The 14,787-nt window shown below is 36.6% G+C and carries 16 protein-coding genes; 3 read left to right on the top strand and 13 right to left on the bottom strand.

Going from position 1 to position 14,787, the window contains the following annotated elements:
- Positions 1-49: 49 nt before the first annotated feature.
- Both AO058_RS04970 and AO058_RS04965 read right to left on the bottom strand, forming a co-directional pair.
- On the bottom strand, positions 50-367 hold the full coding sequence (locus AO058_RS04970) for a hypothetical protein (RefSeq protein WP_075325519.1): 318 nt from the start codon (positions 365-367) through the stop codon (positions 50-52).
- A 310-nt stretch (positions 368-677) separates the two neighbouring features.
- On the bottom strand, positions 678-2,393 hold the full coding sequence (locus AO058_RS04965; protein WP_075325518.1) for a helix-turn-helix domain-containing protein: 1,716 nt from the start codon (positions 2,391-2,393) through the stop codon (positions 678-680).
- A 100-nt stretch (positions 2,394-2,493) separates the two neighbouring features.
- On the opposite strand from AO058_RS04965, the gene tnpA reads away from it, so the two are divergent.
- From tnpA to tnpC, 3 genes are read left to right on the top strand one after another with little or no spacing between them, the layout of a single operon-like run.
- Positions 2,494-2,778, top strand: coding sequence for an IS66 family insertion sequence element accessory protein TnpA (gene tnpA / locus AO058_RS04960; RefSeq protein ID WP_075325517.1), 285 nt, complete (start codon positions 2,494-2,496; stop codon positions 2,776-2,778).
- Between the two features lie 3 nt (positions 2,779-2,781).
- Entirely contained in the window at positions 2,782-3,156 is a 375-nt protein-coding gene (gene tnpB / locus AO058_RS04955; RefSeq protein ID WP_075325516.1) for an IS66 family insertion sequence element accessory protein TnpB, read from the top strand.
- Positions 3,157-3,194: 38 nt separating this feature from the next.
- A complete protein-coding gene (gene tnpC, locus AO058_RS04950) occupies positions 3,195-4,844 on the top strand; it encodes an IS66 family transposase (RefSeq protein ID WP_075325515.1) in 1,650 nt (549 codons plus the stop codon).
- 118 nt (positions 4,845-4,962) lie between these two features.
- On the opposite strand, the gene AO058_RS04945 is transcribed toward tnpC, so the two are convergent.
- From AO058_RS04945 to AO058_RS04895, 11 genes are all read right to left on the bottom strand, one after another.
- Complete coding sequence (locus tag AO058_RS04945) at positions 4,963-5,745, bottom strand: Fpg/Nei family DNA glycosylase (RefSeq protein WP_075325514.1); 783 nt, start codon at positions 5,743-5,745, stop codon at positions 4,963-4,965.
- Positions 5,746-5,847: 102 nt separating this feature from the next.
- Complete coding sequence (locus AO058_RS04940) at positions 5,848-6,924, bottom strand: PA0069 family radical SAM protein (protein ID WP_075325513.1); 1,077 nt, start codon at positions 6,922-6,924, stop codon at positions 5,848-5,850.
- 90 nt (positions 6,925-7,014) lie between these two features.
- Positions 7,015-7,797 carry an enoyl-CoA hydratase/isomerase family protein gene (locus AO058_RS04935; protein ID WP_075325512.1) on the bottom strand — a complete coding sequence of 261 codons (783 nt, stop codon included), beginning with the start codon at positions 7,795-7,797 and terminating at the stop codon, positions 7,015-7,017.
- Positions 7,798-7,823: 26 nt separating this feature from the next.
- Positions 7,824-9,278 (bottom strand): sensor histidine kinase, encoded by a 1,455-nt coding sequence (locus AO058_RS04930; protein WP_075325511.1) that lies wholly within the window; start codon positions 9,276-9,278, stop codon positions 7,824-7,826.
- 39 nt (positions 9,279-9,317) lie between these two features.
- Complete coding sequence (locus tag AO058_RS04925; protein ID WP_075327884.1) at positions 9,318-9,866, bottom strand: CopD family protein; 549 nt, start codon at positions 9,864-9,866, stop codon at positions 9,318-9,320.
- A gap of 6 nt (positions 9,867-9,872) precedes the next feature.
- Positions 9,873-10,160: a type II toxin-antitoxin system RelE/ParE family toxin gene (locus AO058_RS04920; RefSeq protein WP_075325510.1), complete on the bottom strand. Its 288-nt coding sequence runs from the start codon at positions 10,158-10,160 to the stop codon at positions 9,873-9,875.
- A complete protein-coding gene (locus AO058_RS04915; protein ID WP_075325509.1) occupies positions 10,150-10,419 on the bottom strand; it encodes a hypothetical protein in 270 nt (89 codons plus the stop codon). Before AO058_RS04915 ends, AO058_RS04920 begins: the two co-directional genes overlap by 11 nt.
- A gap of 58 nt (positions 10,420-10,477) precedes the next feature.
- Positions 10,478-11,830, bottom strand: a complete 1,353-nt coding sequence (locus AO058_RS04910; protein WP_075325508.1) for an MATE family efflux transporter — start codon at positions 11,828-11,830, stop codon at positions 10,478-10,480.
- The gene (hemH, locus tag AO058_RS04905; RefSeq protein ID WP_075325507.1) at positions 11,830-12,864 is read right to left on the bottom strand and encodes a ferrochelatase; all 1,035 of its coding nucleotides are present in this window, start codon (positions 12,862-12,864) and stop codon (positions 11,830-11,832) included. The genes AO058_RS04910 and hemH overlap by 1 nt, the downstream gene beginning before the upstream one ends.
- A gap of 88 nt (positions 12,865-12,952) precedes the next feature.
- On the bottom strand, positions 12,953-13,708 hold the full coding sequence (locus AO058_RS04900) for a ThuA domain-containing protein (protein ID WP_075325506.1): 756 nt from the start codon (positions 13,706-13,708) through the stop codon (positions 12,953-12,955).
- 4 nt (positions 13,709-13,712) lie between these two features.
- Positions 13,713-14,612, bottom strand: a complete 900-nt coding sequence (locus tag AO058_RS04895) for an AraC family transcriptional regulator (protein ID WP_075325505.1) — start codon at positions 14,610-14,612, stop codon at positions 13,713-13,715.
- Between the last annotated feature and the right edge of the window lie 175 nt (positions 14,613-14,787).

Raw genomic sequence — 14,787 nt, 5'->3', positions numbered from 1 at the left:
TTGAAGTATTCATTGCAGTAGTTTTTAGTTTATCTTGAGTGTTTGTAGATTACAGGATATTTCCATCTTTAATTTTTACAGTTTTAGTTCTGCCTTTTGACTTAAAATTAAAAGTGATAAAATCCACCGATTTAAAATTTTGAACGTCTTTTTTCAGAATACGGTTTAATCGGTTTGCTTCCTTTTCTGCAGAAGAAGAATAAGAGGGATTTATTAATGTGATGCCTAATTTTGAATTACTGAAAACGTCTAGTTTATTGAATTGAATTCCAATGGCGCGATCTTCTACTATTACACTTTCACAATTACAGTTTTGCTGAAGACTCTTTTCAATAGAATTCACTAAACTCCCATTGGATTTGACCATTTTCCCAATTCCAAAACCAAAGGAAATACCTATAATAAACCCCAGGATTATTTTTAATACTAATCCTTTCTTTCGTTTTTTCTCATTCTGTATTTTCGTAATAACGCTTTTATATGGTTAACTTCTGAAACCAAATTTGCATCACAAAAACTCATTAAAAAAGAAAAGGCAACCCAGTTTTAGAAAATTAGGGCACAAGAAGAATTACGTTAAACACTGCAAAGAAAAGGATTAAAAAGAAAATAGATTACTTTAAAAAGTTGAAATTATACTAAACCTATATTTATAAATTTAGGGTGCCAACGGCATTTTAAGTGATATTCTTAATTTCCTTAATGTAAAAAGAAGGGTTAAGACCCGTGTCTTTTTTGAAATATTTAGTGAAAGAATCTGCCGATTTATACCCCACTTCTTCGGAGATGGATTGAATAGAATACGATCTAAAAATCGCATCGTTCTTTAACCTTGTAATGGCATAATTTATACGAAGGTCGTTAATGTAAGTATTAAAATTCTTTCCATAATAGTTGTTAATCACTTTAGAAAGATAAGAGGTATTTGTTCCAATTTTTCTGGCTACATTATAGGAATTGCATTCTTGTTTTAAAAAATATTCTTGTTTTTCCAGTTTTTTGAGACCCTCAAGTATTTGTTGTTTTGTTTCTTCCGGCACTTCGATGATATTTTTTTCTTCCAGCTCTTCGCCTTTTGTATCAATAATATCTCCAGGAGATTGGGCTGCCTCAATTTTTGCCAGTAATGTTTCAAATTTCACTTCGTCTGACTTCTTATTTCGGTAAAATTTCAGCAATAGAAAGAGGAGCCCTAAAATAATCATAGAACCTCCCAATAATAAAGAATTTAGGTTTGCTTGATTTTCTTCTTTTTCAGAAACCAAAGCGTCAAAATCTTTTTTAAATGCGGCCCTTTCTTTTTTTATAAAGCTTTCTCTCGCGTTTTCCTTAAGTTGGCTAAATTCAGCTTGCGTGCTGAGATATTTTTCAAAATAATAACTTGCCCTCTCAAAATTGCCTGTATTTTTATAAGCTTCAGCCAACTTATCGTAATAATCTCCCATAAATCCTTCTTCTACCGCAGTTACCTGATAATCGTCCAGAGCTTTCTGTAATATTCCAATAGCCTCAGGATAGTTTTTTTCGCCAACTTCTATTTTACCCAAAGCATAGGCTTTGTTTAGTTGTATTAAATCATATTCGCTGGGACAAACAGCGTATGCTTTTTCATAGTTTTGTCGGGCGTCTTTAAACCTTTTTTCTTTGTATGCTATTTCAGCATCTATAGTATATTTATAAGCTGCATAGCAAGTATCCAGTTCTTTTTCTTTAAACTTTTTAATGTTGGTACTATATAACTTTGCTGAATCCAGTTGATTTAATTTTAAATGCGAAATAGCCAAACTGCTGTATATTGAAATAATACTGCTATTCTTTTTTATTTGATTAAAATTAGAATCAAGAGGTTTGTTTTGATAATATGCCAATGATTTTTTATAAGTGTTTATTGCTTTTCCCGTATTGCCACTAAAATCCTGAACAGCAGCTATTTTATTAAGTGCTGTTTCTCTATACATTTCATTATTATGGGCCTTGGCAAGTTGTAATAATTTACTATAATAGAAAAGTTGCTTATCAACTGTAGTTACCGCTTTTTGCAAGTCTCCAAGTAATGAAAGCGACCTCATCTCAAGCTTTGGAAGGTTGTTATTTTTGGCAAATTCTAAGGTTTTTTCAGCTTGCTCATTGGCTTCCTTATACAACCGGAACCTAACATAAATTAGAGCAATAGATTCCATCCCTAACCATTCTTCGGTTTTGTTCTTCTCCCTTTTTCCTTTTAAAATATATGCTTCGGCAGCCTTGATTGCTTTAGGCCTATCAGAAAATTTATATTTATGAATGGAGTCTCTAATAGCATCAAAAGGTAATTGAGATAGCTTCTCTTCGGTTTTTGAAAATGAAGAAAACACAAATGTGACCGTAAAAAAAAGCAAAAGGTAATATCTCATAAATAGTGAGTAGCCAGAAAGCTATTTTTGTAAGTATCCGGTTGGCTAAGTACATCTGGTGTAAACTTAAGATAAATTCTAGCTTGCCTCCAAAAAAGAGATGGATAAGCAAGCCTATATGTTTGAGTTAATTCAGGAATGGGAAGTTAGTGGTTTAAGTAAAAAAGATTTTTGTCACAATCATGGAATCATTCGGAGTAATTTTTATTACTGGATCAAAAAATGGAAGAACAGCAAATCGGAAGCTCCGGATGGATTTGTAGAGATCATCCCGGGTAAAACGGATTCCTTCCACGCCCAATATCGACTAAAATATCCGAATGGAGTGCAGTTAGAAGTTTCAGGGATCGGCTTGAACCAATTAGCGGCTCTGGTAAACCTGTAATCCATGTTCAGTTTAAGTTCCTCCAATCGATATTACCTCTATAACCAGGCCTGCGATATGAGAAAGGGTTTCCATGGCCTATCGGGATTGGTTACCGCTAAAATGGGAAAGGATCCCATCAGTGGCGATGTTTTTATATTCATCAACCGCAGGGCTACCCATATCAAACTCCTGCACTGGGAATCCGGGGGTTTTGTAATTTATTATAAACGTCTTGAGAAAGGAACATTCTCGCTTCCTAAAGTGCTTGAGTCAGGTAGTGTTAGTTGGAGTCAGCTGGTGCTGATGATCGAGGGAATTAAGGCAGAAAAGTTGCGTCACCTTAGTCGGTATAATCCTCCCGAAACCCTTGATTTTACTGATAAAAACACAAAATAATTGTTGTAAAAAAGCAGGGAAATCCGTACTTTTATGCTATGGAAAAATCCCTGAAAACCCTTTCAAAACAACAGCTGTTGGCCCTTTTAGAAGAGCAATCAGCGCAGGCGACATTCCATAAAAAAGAGCTTCAAAAATCTCAGCAGGAATTAGAGCTTCAAAAAGAGAATTTAAAACAAAAAGATAAAGAATTAAAGCAAAAAGATAAGGAACTTGCCCGGGCTGATGAGCATCTTCGCAGCTATTTGAGTAAGTCCGGAGTTCTAGAGGAAAAAGTGGCCTACCTGGAGAGCCAGCTGGAGATGTTCCGAAGGATGCAGTTCGGTCAGAAACGCGAGCGTTTTGGAGATAAGGATCAGCTAGCTTTGCCTTTTGAGGTTACTGCCCAGGATCTTGAAAAACGAGAAGAAGCCTTTACAGAAAAGATTACCTACCAGCGTAAGAAAAAAAATGCCAATCATAAAGGGCGTCAGCCGCTTCCAGATCATCTTCCGGTAGAGGAAGTGAAGATCTATCCCCAGGGAGATATCTCCCAGATGAAATGTATCGGCCAGGAAGAGACCGATGAATTGGAATATGAGCCTGCACGTTTTTTTATTCACAGATATATCCGGTATAAATACGCTCACAAATCTGGAGAAGGTGTGATCATAGGAAAACTTCCCGAGCGGGTGATCGATAAAGGTATTCCCGGGTCAGGACTGATAACTTCTCTATTAGTTGATAAATACTGTGACCATTTGCCGCTTCACCGGCAGCTCGAACGTTTTAAAAGAGAAAAAGTCCCCATTGCTGCTTCTACTATGAATGGCTGGTGTGCCAGGGGGCTCGATCGTATTGTTCCGCTCTTTGAAGAACTCATAGCCGATGTAAAATCTCAAGGATACTTACAGGTAGATGAAACAACAATAAAAGTGCTGGATGAGACAAAAAAAGGAAAAACTCATCTGGGATATTATTGGGTATATCACAGTCCCATCGATGGTAATGTAGTCTTTGACTATCAGCCTGGCCGTGGGCAAGAGGCACCTGAAGCTATGCTCGATAATTTTAAAGGCTATCTTCAGACAGATGGGTATGTGGTCTATGATCATTATGCCAAAAAAGAAGGGGTAACCCATTTGGGGTGCTGGGCACACGCCCGCCGTTATTATGAAAAATCGCTGGACAATGATCCCAAAAGGGCAACACACGCCTTAAAGGAGATCCAGAAATTATATGCTATTGAAAGAAAAATCAAAGAGGCAAATCTTAGTCCGGATCAAATTAAAGAGGTAAGGCTTAAGGAAGCGTTACCGGTAATTAATGAGTTTGGGAAATGGATGACCAAGCAGCTTGCTCGCACGCTGCCTAAAAGCCTGATAGGAAAAGCTCTTGCCTATAGCGTCTTCAGGTGGGATGCACTATGTGCTTATCTCTATGACGGGAATTTACTTATTGATAATAATCTCATAGAAAATAAAATTCGTCCAGTTGCCCTGGGAAGGAAAAATTACTTATTTGCCGGATCTCATAAGGCTGCTCAGAGAGCTGCAGCAATTTATTCCTTCTTTGCTATTTGTAAAAAACACGAGGTGAATCCCTATGAGTGGTTAAAATATACCTTAGAGAATATCATGACTATAAAGTACAAGGATATTAAGAACCTCTATCCACAAAATTATAAAAAATTACAGCTGAGTAAATAAACAAATACAGCTTAAAAGATTATTTTAGAATTACAAGGGGCACTTAGCCGACTGGATACTTTTGTAACACTATGCTAAACATACCAAATAAATCTTTTAGGGAAGTTAAATACCAGACTTATTTCTCCCTTTGACAAGTGGGACAAAAATAAGTGGTTCTCCCAGAAACTTTAATTTGTTCTATTTTACCGTTATTCCTGGGACAATCGGCACCTTTTTTACGAACGGTAGTGATATAGCTTTCGGGTAGTTTTTGCCCTTCTTCCCTGACTTTTTTAACTACCTCCAGTACTTCTTCAATTTTATTGTAAATCTTTAATTTATCTTTTTCAGAGAGCTCGTTAACTTTCGTGACCGGATGAATTTTAACCTGAAATAATATTTCATCGGCATATAAATTCCCAATTCCGGCGATGAGTTTTTGATTCATTAGCAGAGCTTTTATCGTACCGGTTTTACCCTTTAAAATTTCGAAGAACTGTTCTTTTGTAAGGGCAAGTGCATCAACTCCCAGATCGTTCTCTTTCTGAAATTCAGCTAAATTTTCAGCTAAATAAAGTTTTCCAAATTTACGCGGACAGGTAAAAGAAACCCGGGAATGATCTTCAAAAGTAAGCGTGAGTTGTGCATATTTAGGTATTTCTTCGTGTTGATAATACTCCAGTTTGCCGGTCATCCCAAAATGTACCACCAAAACTCCTTTATTTTTTAAATTCAGGAAAAGATATTTTCCTAAACGTTCACTCCCAATAAATTGATTGTCTTTTAGGGTTTCCTCAAATTCATTTTTATCCGACTGGTATATTTTCTTATCGCCGGTCTCTACTTTTACGATCTTCTTATGCAGAATAGTAGCATCGGCATATTTTTTCTGATAGGCAACTTCGGGTAGTTCTGGCATATTCTCTGTTCTCTGTTCTCTGTTCTCTGTTCTCTGTTCTCTAAAATATTAATGATTTCAGCTTTAGGCTTATAAATTCATCTTAAATTTCACGAGAGTCATTCAAAAAAGCTTCATTTGTCCGTCTTTGTATTGCTCGTGTAAATCGCAATTTAAAACCGGCCTTTCTCTTCCCTTTAAATATTTTGCTTTAGCAATTTTGAATTGCTGTGCTACCTGGCTTGCAAATTCACCTTCGCCTTTCATTCTCGTTCCAAACCTGCTATCGTTTAAACTTCCACCGTGAACACTTTCTATTTGATGCAAAACTTTATCGGCCCTGTCTGGCATCGCCTTCCTAATCCAATCGGTAAAAATGCCTCCAATAGCTCCGTTTAATCTAACAATTGTATAGCCAACACCCAACGCACCCCTCTCAGCTACTTCTTTCACCAGCGGCATAATTTCGTGGGAATTTATTGAGGGAATTATTGGCGCCATCATCACGCTCACCGGAATACCCGCTACAGAAAGCTTTTCTATAGTTTCCAGTCGTTTTTTTATACTAGCCGTTCTGGGTTCCAAAATTCTTCGGGTTTCTTCCTCGAGGGAAGTGACCGATAAGCTAACCTGAACCAAATTATCTGCCGCCAGGTCTTTTAATATATCTATATCCCGCTGTATCAGGGCGTTTTTGGTGATAATACCAACCGGATGTTTATACTTTAAAAAAGTTTGAAGCAGCTGCCTCGTAATTTTTAGTTTTTTTTCGATTGGCTGATAACAATCTGTATTACCAGATAGCACAATAGGGGTAGCTTCCCAATTTTTGCTACTAATCTTCTTTTGCAGCAGTTCTACCGCATTTCTTTTTACCAGGATCTTTTGTTCAAAATCAAGTCCCGCACTATAGCCCCAATATTCATGAGAATTACGGGCGTAACAATAAATACAACCGTGTTCACAGCCCTGATAAGGATTTAACGAAAATCCCATCCCAACATCTGGGCTGGTCACTTTATTTACAATAGTTTTTGGAAAAGTATCTATTAAGACCGTTTTAGAATTTTGCACCTCATCGCCTTCAGTAGCGCAATGGTTGAGAAAATCATCACGAAACTCATGATCGTGTGCGTCAAATCGGTTATGCACATTTAGCTGCGCACCTCTTCCGTAGATAAAATCTTTATTATTGGACATATTACAAATTTATGGAATATATCCTATTTATAAAATAAAAAATAAGCTTTAACATCCAAAAATTAAATTCTGAATGCTAAAGCTTTTATTTTAGTTACCCGGGAAATCGGCTTTACGTTTGTTTAAAAATGCCGAAGTGCCTTCTTCAAAATCTTCGGTACCAAAAGAGTTTCCAAATTCACTAATTTCCACTTCATAACCATTTACGCCATCTTCGTAATTTGAATTTATAGCTCGAATTGCGGCGCTTATAGCCACTAAGGAATTCTTCATAATTTTTCCTGCAATCTTTTCGGTAAATTCTATCAGTTCTTCGGGCTCACAAACGTGATTCACAAGATTATACTGAAGCGCCTGGTTGGCATCTATCATTCCCGCGGTCATAATCATTTCCATCGCGCGACCTTTTCCTACTAATTGCGGAAGTCTCTGCGTGCCGCCGTAACCGGGAATCACCCCAAGTGAAGTCTCAGGAAGTCCCATTTTGGCATTATCACTGGCTATTCTAAAATGTGCTGCCATTGCTAATTCGAGTCCGCCACCAAGGGCAAAACCGTTTACCGCGGCAATAACCGGTTTTGGAAAATTTGCTACAAAATCGAATAATTTCGCCTGACCTTCAGCTGCAAGTTCGCGACCTTCTTCAGGAGAGAAATCGGCAAATTCACTAATATCGGCACCGGCAACAAAAGCTTTTTCTCCCGTTCCGGTTAGAATAATCACTTTTGCTTCTTCATCTTCTTTTGCTTCAGTAAAAGCCTGGTGCAATTCTTCAATGGTATCGCGGTTTAAAGCGTTTAATTTTTTAGGACGGTTAATTGTAATTTGTAAAATACCGTCGTTATTTTCGGTTAAAATATTTTCGAATTCCATATTTAAAATTTTTGGTTCGTTCTTTATTATTTAGGAAAACGCAACTTAAACGTAGTGCCCCTTCCTGGCTTAGAAGTAAAGTTAATACTTCCATTATAAGTTTCCACAATATTCTTTACCATAGCAAGGCCAAGCCCCATTCCGCTGGATTTAGTAGTAAATTTAGGTTCAAAAACTTTCTCTATATTTTCTTCGGAAATACCCGCACCGTTATCTGAAATGATCACGCAAACATTCTTTTCTTCCTCGTGAATACTTACCATTATACGTGGATTTTCCTGCTTATCCATTGCCTGGATGGCATTTTTTACCAAATTGGTAATTACCCTAATGAGTTGCGTTCTATCAAATTTTGCGAGAATTTCTTCTTTTTCGCTGGAAAACTGAATATAATCTTCATTAAAAATATCCAGTGCAAGTTTTACAATTTTTGGAACATTCAGCATTTCGTTTTGCTGAGCGGGCATTTTAGCAAAATTCGAAAAAGCTTCAGCAATAGAACTCATCGTATCTATTTGATTAATAAGCGTGGTAGAATATTCGGCTACTTTTGCTTCAATTTCGGGATCGTTTTTATCAAAATTCCGTTCAAAACTTTGTACGCTTAAGCGCATTGGAGTTAACGGATTTTTAATTTCATGAGCTACCTGTTTGGCCATCTCCCGCCACGCCTGTTCCCTTTCGCCGGCGGCCAGTTTAACCGCGCTTTCTTCCAACTCGTCTATCATACTATTATACGCTGTCACGAGCGTATAAATCTCTTCGGAAGCGTTATTTATATCTATTTTCTGGTTGCGTTTATCCAGGCGGGTTTCGGTAATTTTATCTGAAATAATTTTAAGGGATTTCGTGATATATTTTGAAAGAAAATAAGACATAATAATCGCCAAGGCAAGCATAAACAGATACACTTCCAGCATCCTTATAAGGAAATTATTCAAATCTCGGTTTAAAACCGTATCATCCTGAACATAGGGAAGATAGAGTATCGCCAGGGGTTTAAATTTCTTATCTAAAATATAAGTATATGAAGATTGAAATTTTTGACCGTTAATTTCGGTTTTCTCAATATACCGTTTGCTTTCTGAGCGTTCCAGTTTTCTAAGAATGTCTTTGTCCAGCTGATTATCTGTAGTATCCCTGAAAAAAGACTGATCTGATTTTATTAAAAGCCGACCCTGAAAATCATAAATATTAATTTGCATCTCGTGCACCTGGGCCATTTCGTGAATCTTATTCCGCTCCCCAAAGATCATATCAATATTCTCGGTATTGATTAGGTAGGTTGTACTGGCGAGAATAAATTTTATATTTTCCCTAATAGCCTGCTCCTTTCTTTCCAGGCGTTCGCGGTGGTAGTTTTCGGCTTCCAGCTTATATTGATAAACTGTGATCCCAACAATTAAAATTGAAGCTCCCAACACCAATAAAATCATGGAGATAAATATGCGGGTACTTAAAGAAAGTTTTGAAAGCTTCATAAACAATTATTAGCGCAAATTAATCAATTATCACACCAATTAGGCATCGGGGTTTTTAGTTCTAATTCGCTTATACATTTTAATTCCCAGCATAAGCATGCCCGCCAATAAAAATATTCCTAAAACTCCGTAGATCCAGTTTAGAGCATCTTTTATAATCACTAAAAAAATAACCGCAAAAAGAATTAAAGTAGAACCCTCGTTCCATAATCTCATTTGATTGGAAGTCCACTTTACAACATCTTGTTGAAGTTCCTTAAAAATAAGATGACATTTAATATGGTAGGCATAAAGTAACACAACGAAACCCAATTTTACCAACATCCAATCTTGCGAAAGCCATCCCGGTGCTAAATAAAGTAAAAGAAAAGCAAATAAACTCGCTAAAATAGCCGAAGGCCAGGTAATTATAAACCACAACCTTTTAGTCATTAGTTTAAACTGGTTGGCAAGAATACTTTTATCAGGTTCAGGTTTTTGAGTAGCTTCTATATGGTAAATAAATAAACGCGGAATATAAAAAAGCCCGGCAAACCATGTGATTACAAAAATAAGGTGCAAAGCTTTTATGTACTGGTAATATTCTATCACAGATTAAGGTTTTTTAGTTGGGTTTTGATGGGTGTTGAAGACAGACTGAATTAAAATTTGATCTTTAAAAATCCTGTAAATAATGAGAAATGGAAATTTTTTTAAAGGTACCTGCCTATAACCTTTCTTAATTTCACTAAATAAATAAGGATCAAAACGTAAAAGATTATATATTAAGTTAATATCCTTTAAAAGCTCTTTTCCCGCTTTCAGATTCCTGGATGAATACCATTTTAAAGCATCACTTATTTCTAAACTAGCCCTGGGTAAAATCCTTATCTTATAATCCATATTTTTCTTTCAACTCATGCTCAACTTTCTCCCATTTTTCAGATTGTATCTCTTCATTTTGATAGGCTATGAAATCTTTTTCCAATTGCTCATAAATTCGATCTGGAACAACGGAATTTGTAGTAGTTAATTCATATTCTTCCCCCGGTTCAAGAGCATTTACTCTCTGCAATAATTCTTCAACTTGCTTCAACAAAGCAATATCGTTACAGGCAATAATCTTCTGAATCAATTCTATTTTTAAAGCATTTGTATCCATGGTATTTCCAGCTTTCTAACAAAGATAGGGATTTATGAATTTTTCTTCGGCAGAAATATCAGGAGGTTTTAGGCTTTAATTTTAATCTCATTTCCCGGTTTAAAAAATAGGCAGTAACCAGCGTTGAAAGTAAATCGGCTATAGGAAAGGAGATCCACACCCCTATTTCACCAAAATAATTAGGTAAAATTAAAATTAACGGAATAAAAAAGAAACCCTGCCTGGACAAAGTAAGCAACAATGCCGGTACGGCTTTACCCACGGCTTGAAAATAAGCAGCACCAATAAGCTGAATTGCAACAATAGGAGTCGCTGCAAAAACCCAACGCATCGCAGCGGGAGTTTCAGCAATTATCGTTGGATTTTTAGTGAAAATGCGAACAATTTCTTCAGAAAAAAACATTATCCCCCCAAATACCAGCAAACCCAAACCACAAGCATATAAGATAGCAGTATTTATACTTTTGCGAACCCTTTGATATTTTTCAGCACCATAATTAAATCCGGCAATTGGCAAAAATCCCTGCGTAACCCCCAATACCGGAAAGAGCGCAAACATGAGCATTCGGGCTATAATTGCATAAATCGCCACAGCATCTTCCCCGCCCAGGTCGAACAAAATATTATTCATAAGCAGGTAGATTACACTTACTACCGCCTGCCGGGATAAGGTAACAAAGCCAAGGGAACCAATTTCTCTAAGAATGCGTTTATTAAGACCAAAATCTGGTAAACTAATTTTAAGTTCAGAATTTTTGGAAAGGAAAAACCAAAAAACATAGCCAAAACAAAAAAGATAAGAAGCCGTGGTAGCCCAGGCCGCACCCCACATACCTAGCTCCATTTGATTTATAAAAATATAATCTAGAACTAAGTTTGCCACAGAGGGAATTATCATGGCAATCATGGCGAATTTTGGTTTCCCTTCGGCCCGAATTACCGTATTGCCCATCATACAAAGCGCCAGGAAAGGCACTCCATAAAGTACAATGGTATAGTAAACTTTTGCCGGTTCAAAAATATCGCCTTTTCCGCCAAAAGCAGGAATAAGCGAATCCACAAAAAGAAGACCTATAATTACTAACCCAATAGTAAGAATTAGCGTAAGACTTATCTGGTTTCCAAAAGTTTTAAGTGCCTTTTTACGATCATCGGCACCCAGCGCTCTTGATATTATGGAAGAACCACCAATGCCTATGGCCATTCCCAGCGCGGCGATAAAAAACGAAACCGGAAGCACTACATTTATCGCTGCAATAGCGGTAGAACCAATCCAGTTTCCTACAAAAATGGTATCGATTAAAATATTGAGCGACATAACCAGAATTCCTACCGAAGCCGGTGCCGCTTGCTGTACAAGTAATTTACCTATTGGTTTTTCTCCGAGGTTTCGAGAATTCACCGAGGCCATTACGCTTCAACAGGCTTTTGATGCGCCCACTCATCTACCCAACGAGAAAGTACATTTACCCAATCGCCCCTATCGTTAAGACAGGGAACTACTGTAAATTCTTCCCCGCCAACTTCGTGAAAAATTTCTTCGCCCTCCATCGCTATTTCTTCTAAAGTTTCCAAACAATCTGAAACAAAAGCCGGTGTTACAATGGCCAGTTTTTTCATTCCCTGTTTTCCGAATCGTTCTATAGTTCTATCGGTATAAGGTTGTAACCAAGGGTCGAAACCTAAACGCGACTGAAAGGAAACGCTATATGAATTCTCTTTTAATTCTAAATATTCAGCTACAAGCCTTGTAGTTTCAAAACACTGGTGACGATAGCAAAATTGATGCGCTGCTGAAGGCGTTTGGCAACAACTTCCATCAATTTTACAGTGGGATTTAGTAACATCACTTTTCCTAATATGTCGCTCTGGCACCCCGTGATAAGAAAACAATAAATGCTGAAAATCTTTCCCTTTTAATTTCTCTGAAATACTTTCAGCTAAAACCCGAATATAGTCTGAGTGATTATAAAAAGGCGGCATTGTGGTGAATTGCATTTCCGGAAAATGTTCTTTCCTAAGCTCTTCGGCTAAAACTAAAATAGTTTCGGTAGTAGCCATGGCGAATTGAGGATATAATGGAAAAAGCAAAACTTCGTCTACTCCTTTATCATACAATTCCTGAAGCCCCGATTTTATACTTGGTTCTCCATAACGCATTGCCAAAGCAATTGGCACAGAGGTGTTTTTATCCATTTTGTACTGAAGGCGTTCTGATAAAACAATTAGGGGTGAACCCTCGTCCCACCAAATTTTTTGGTAAGCTTCCGCCGATTTTTTGGGTCTTGTATTTAGTACAATTCCCCTTACCAAAAGTACCCTGGCCCAATAGGGAACGTCAATTACACGTTCGTCCATTAAAAATTCGTCCAGGTATTCCTTTACATCTTTCGGGTCGGTGCTTTTTGGAGAGCCCAAATTTACCAATAGTACGCCTTTACTCATATTTTTCTTTTTCAACTTCAAAAATAGGTTTATTAAAAGTGTAATTAAGTATTACATTATTACACTTTTTTATGCCTTAATAGAGGATTTAGTTTTTTGTTTTGTCTAACGCAAATAAAATACTCTGTAGAATATGTTCCTGAAATAACGGCTCAATATAAGACTGAATGGTATGTCCCAACCCAGTATAAATTGAAACTCCGCCGTGGCCCGTTTCCCTAAACCAGGCAATGGGATGTTCTTCACCGTTAGTACCACCCTGGTACGAATTCTCATCAAGATACAAAAGTACCTGCATTTTAGGGTTTAGGTTTCTGTAATTATACCATTCGTCAGTTCTGGTCCATACTTTTGGCAGGTGAGAAACCGCGGGATGTTTAGGCATATTTAATTTTATATCAGCTTGTTGAACTTCTGGATGCCCATCAAAAAAGCCACCAACCAGTTCTACAAACCAGGGCCAATCCCCTTCGGTATCTGCAGCAGCATGAATTCCGAAGAAATTACCGCCATTTTCTATATAATTTTTGAAGCCTTCCTGTTCCTTTTCATCAAAAACATTTCCGGTAGTATTCAAAAAAATCACTAAATCATATTTTTTAAGATCTTCGCTATGAAAATTATCGGCATCTTTAGTAGAGGTCACTTCAAAATCATGGTCTTCGCCGAGGTCTTCAATAAAAGTTCTCCCGGTGGGAATGGAATTATGCCAGAAACCTTCGGTTTTATAAAATAAAAGCACTTCTTTTTTATCTTTTTCATCTTCATCTTTTGTTCCTTGGGCATTTCCTGAAAGGAAACCGAAAAAGATGAGCATATAAACGGCGACAAATTTTTTAAACATAGAGCTAAGAATTTGAAGTTAAAGACATAATATACTTCTTGGGCGTAGTGCCAAATTTTTTCTTAAAAGCAGCAATAAAATGACTTGCGGTACTGTAGCCCACTTTTAAACCAACTTCGTTCACGTTAAAATCGCCACTATCTAAAAGTTTCCGGGCATATTCCATTTTATAATCGAAAAGAAAACTGTACACCGAATCGCCATAAATTTGCTTAAAACCTTCTTTAAGTTTTTTAAGACTCAGGCCAATTTCATCTGATAATTCCTGAAGCGAAGGCGGCTCGGCCATCCTGGAAATTACAATATCTTTAGCTTTTCTAATTTTTATAATATTTTCTTCGTCACTAAGAAAAGGACATTGTTCTACATTAGGGTCTTCTGTTCTGTTAAAATATAGACTCAACAATTCATAAGCTTTTCCTTTAAAATAGAGATTTTTAATACTTGGTGTAAGATTAAAATTCATTACCTGGTTGAGTACAATGGCCATAGATGGAGAAATGGGTGCATCTTTATAATACTTTTTATCTTTATTATCGGCACTTAAAAAAGTGATATAACCGGCTTCCTGTGAAAAGAGAGAATGGAACTTTTTAATAGAAATTACCAGCGAAATTAACCAGGAATTTGGTTCCAAAACCAAATTTAGGGGCAGATCTTGCTGCGGATTGTACAAAAGCAAAGAGCTTTCTCCATTAAGCGGAAGTTCATATTTATTATTGTTGAACAAAAACTTGCTGGCGCCTTTTAAATTAAAATGAAACTGGATAAAGCTACTATCTATATTCCTAATAATTTTCTGATTCTCAGTGGTTTCATTTTGAAACTTTAAAAGATAAAAACCATCTTCAATTTTCAGCTCTTCAATAAATCCTACAGCGTTATTTTTATCTTCTAAGATCATTTTTTTGAATTTAAGTCTATTTAGAATAATTCTAAACTGTTTGCTCTAAACCGACTATCACTACTGCAAAAGTAAGTATTTACTATATTTTAAAGTTATAAAAAACCTAAAATAACTGAAAGCGATACAAAAAGTACTTTGAGCGTTACTTTTTGGTTTAGGATTAGTTTAATTT

This window comes from Salegentibacter sp. T436, assembly GCF_001932675.1.
GTDB classification, from domain to species: Bacteria; Bacteroidota; Bacteroidia; order Flavobacteriales; family Flavobacteriaceae; genus Salegentibacter; species Salegentibacter agarivorans.
Note: the sequence above shows the minus strand (reverse complement) of the source record. Positions and strands in the feature narration are given on the sequence as shown.

What these genes read in the sequence shown, in the direction of transcription:
- AO058_RS04970 (WP_075325519.1), bottom strand. Translation starts at nt 367, where the DNA reads ATGGTCAAATCCAATGGGAGTTTAGTGAATTCTATTGAAAAGAGTCTT.
- AO058_RS04965 (WP_075325518.1), bottom strand. Translation starts at nt 2,393, where the DNA reads ATGAGATATTACCTTTTGCTTTTTTTTACGGTCACATTTGTGTTTTCT.
- tnpA (WP_075325517.1), top strand. Translation starts at nt 2,494, where the DNA reads ATGGATAAGCAAGCCTATATGTTTGAGTTAATTCAGGAATGGGAAGTT.
- tnpB (WP_075325516.1), top strand. Translation starts at nt 2,782, where the DNA reads ATGTTCAGTTTAAGTTCCTCCAATCGATATTACCTCTATAACCAGGCC.
- tnpC (WP_075325515.1), top strand. Translation starts at nt 3,195, where the DNA reads ATGGAAAAATCCCTGAAAACCCTTTCAAAACAACAGCTGTTGGCCCTT.
- AO058_RS04945 (WP_075325514.1), bottom strand. Translation starts at nt 5,745, where the DNA reads ATGCCAGAACTACCCGAAGTTGCCTATCAGAAAAAATATGCCGATGCT.
- AO058_RS04940 (WP_075325513.1), bottom strand. Translation starts at nt 6,924, where the DNA reads ATGTCCAATAATAAAGATTTTATCTACGGAAGAGGTGCGCAGCTAAAT.
- AO058_RS04935 (WP_075325512.1), bottom strand. Translation starts at nt 7,797, where the DNA reads ATGGAATTCGAAAATATTTTAACCGAAAATAACGACGGTATTTTACAA.
- AO058_RS04930 (WP_075325511.1), bottom strand. Translation starts at nt 9,278, where the DNA reads ATGAAGCTTTCAAAACTTTCTTTAAGTACCCGCATATTTATCTCCATG.
- AO058_RS04920 (WP_075325510.1), bottom strand. Translation starts at nt 10,160, where the DNA reads ATGGATTATAAGATAAGGATTTTACCCAGGGCTAGTTTAGAAATAAGT.
- AO058_RS04915 (WP_075325509.1), bottom strand. Translation starts at nt 10,419, where the DNA reads ATGGATACAAATGCTTTAAAAATAGAATTGATTCAGAAGATTATTGCC.
- AO058_RS04910 (WP_075325508.1), bottom strand. Translation starts at nt 11,830, where the DNA reads ATGGCCTCGGTGAATTCTCGAAACCTCGGAGAAAAACCAATAGGTAAA.
- hemH (WP_075325507.1), bottom strand. Translation starts at nt 12,864, where the DNA reads ATGAGTAAAGGCGTACTATTGGTAAATTTGGGCTCTCCAAAAAGCACC.
- AO058_RS04900 (WP_075325506.1), bottom strand. Translation starts at nt 13,708, where the DNA reads ATGTTTAAAAAATTTGTCGCCGTTTATATGCTCATCTTTTTCGGTTTC.
- AO058_RS04895 (WP_075325505.1), bottom strand. Translation starts at nt 14,612, where the DNA reads ATGATCTTAGAAGATAAAAATAACGCTGTAGGATTTATTGAAGAGCTG.